This window comes from Amycolatopsis minnesotensis (assembly GCF_039529815.1).
GTDB lineage: Bacteria > Actinomycetota > Actinomycetes > Mycobacteriales > Pseudonocardiaceae > Amycolatopsis > Amycolatopsis minnesotensis.
In genome coordinates this window covers 1-2145 of record NZ_BAAANN010000109.1, presented here as the reverse complement: position 1 = coordinate 2145, position 2145 = coordinate 1, and the positions used below count along the sequence as shown (strand labels likewise).

At 69.0% G+C, this 2145-nt stretch carries 2 protein-coding genes; both read left to right on the top strand.

Features of this window, described 5'->3' with window-relative positions; all coding sequences use genetic code 11:
• The coding region (locus tag ABD256_RS44000; protein ID WP_344432354.1) for an acyl carrier protein at positions 1 to 680 on the top strand (680 nt) is incomplete at its 5' end.
• Positions 661 to 2145, top strand: a 1485-nt coding sequence (locus ABD256_RS43995) for a type I polyketide synthase (protein ID WP_344432356.1), incomplete at its 3' end; no start/stop codon positions are given. The genes ABD256_RS44000 and ABD256_RS43995, both read left to right, overlap by 20 nt.

The following is a 2145-nucleotide window of genomic DNA, read 5'->3' as shown; positions in this document are numbered from 1 at the left end:
GACTCCCCGCGCTGACCGAACAGACCGCACTCGGCCTGTTCGACACCGCACTGCACACCTCACGACCGGTCGTGATCACCACCCAGATCGACACCACCACACTCCGGGAAACGACCACACCACCACTCCTGCACGCCCTCGCCCCACCCAAACCCACCCTGACGCCCGAACCCGCCCACCCCAGCCTCGACGCACTGTCGCAAGAGGACCGTGCGCGGGTCGTGCTGGACATCGTCCGGTCGCACGTGGCGAGGGCGCTCGGACATGGCTCGGGGGCGGATATCGAACCCGATCGTGCCTTCCGGGAACTCGGCTTCGACTCGCTCGCCGCGACCGAACTCCGCAACCAGCTCAACACCGCCACCGGACTCCGGCTCCCGGCCACCCTCGTGTTCGACTGCCCCACCTCCGAAGCGGTCGCGGACCATATCCTGGCCGAGCTGGCGCCCGCGGAGTCTCAAGTGGACGTCCAGGAGGAAGAGCAGGTTCGCGTGGCGCTGCAGGCGATTCCCCTCCACCGCCTTCGTGAAGCCGGTCTGCTGGAGAGTTTGCTCGAACTGGCCGGGGTGGGGGCCGCGGATGAGATAGCTGGTGACGGGTCGATCGACGCGCTGGACGCGGACGAGCTGATCGGCATGGTGATGGGTGGCGACGATTTCGATGGGGGCTCAGGTGTCTGAGGAAAAACTGCTGATCGCGTTGCGCCGCTCGGTCAAAGAGGCCGAAGCGCTGCGGGAGCGGAACCGGAAGCTGTCGGACGGCCTGCGCGAGCCGGTGGCGATCGTGGGCATGGCCTGCCGCTACCCCGGCGGGGTGGTGAGCCCGGACGACCTGTGGCGCCTGGTGAGCGAGGGCCGCGACGCCATCTCCGGTTTCCCCACCGACCGCGGCTGGGACCTGAACGCGCTGCGCGATCCCGACTCCGCGGAACCGGACGCCTACTACACCACCGGTGGGGGATTCCTGCGTGACATAGCGGGATTCGACCCCGCGTTCTTCGGTATCGCCCCGCGCGAAGCGATCGCGCTCGACCCCCAGCAGCGGGTGATGCTGGAACTGTCCTGGGAAGCCTTCGAGAGTGCGGGAATCGTGCCCGCGAGCCTGCGGGGCAGCCGGACCGGGGTCTACACCGGCGTGATGTACCACGACTACCCCGGTAGTGACGGCAACGGAAGCGTGGTACCCGGCCGGATCGCCTACCGCTTCGGTCTCGAAGGCCCTGCGATCACCGTGGACACCGCGTGCTCGTCGTCGCTCGCGGCGGTGCACTGGGCCGTCCAGGGACTGCGCCTCGGCGAGTGTTCGCTGGCGCTGGCCGGCGGGGTCACGGTCATGGCGACCCCTGGCGTGTTCGCGGAATTCGGCCGCCAGGGCGCATTGTCACCCGATGGCCGCTGCCGTTCGTTCGCGGAAACCGCTGACGGCACCGGGTTCGCCGAAGGCGCCGGTGTGCTGCTGCTGGAGCGGTTGTCCGATGCGGTGGCGAACGGGCACGAGGTCTTGGCTGTGGTGCGGGGTTCGGCGGTGAACTCCGACGGCGCGTCGAACGGGATGACCGCGCCGAGCGGACCGGCGCAGCAGCGGGTCATCCGCCAGACGCTGGCGAACGCGCGGTTGGCGGCGGACCAGGTCGATGTGGTGGAGGCGCATGGCACGGGGACGGTGTTGGGGGATCCGATCGAGGCGCAGGCGTTGCTGGCGACCTACGGACAGGACCGGGTGGAGCCGTTGTGGTTGGGGTCGGTGAAGTCGAACCTGGGTCATACGCAGGCGGCGGCGGGGGTGGCCGGTGTGATCAAGATGGTGCTGGCGATGCGGCATGGGGTGTTGCCGGAGACCTTGCACGTGGATGAGCCGACCGGGCATGTGGAGTGGTCCACGGGTGCGGTGGAGTTGCTGACCGAGGCCCGGCCCTGGCCGGAGACGGGACGTCCTCGCCGGGCTGGGGTGTCATCGTTCGGGATCAGTGGCACCAACGCACACGTGATCCTGGAACAAGCCCCACCGGTGACAGAGTCCGTTGCGGAGTCCATTGCGGAGTCCGGTGTGGAGTCTGGTGTGGAGTCTGAGGGCGGGGATGTTGCGGTGTCGGGTGGGGTGGTGCCGTGGGTGCTGTCGGCGGCGTCGGGGTCGGGGTTGTCGGCG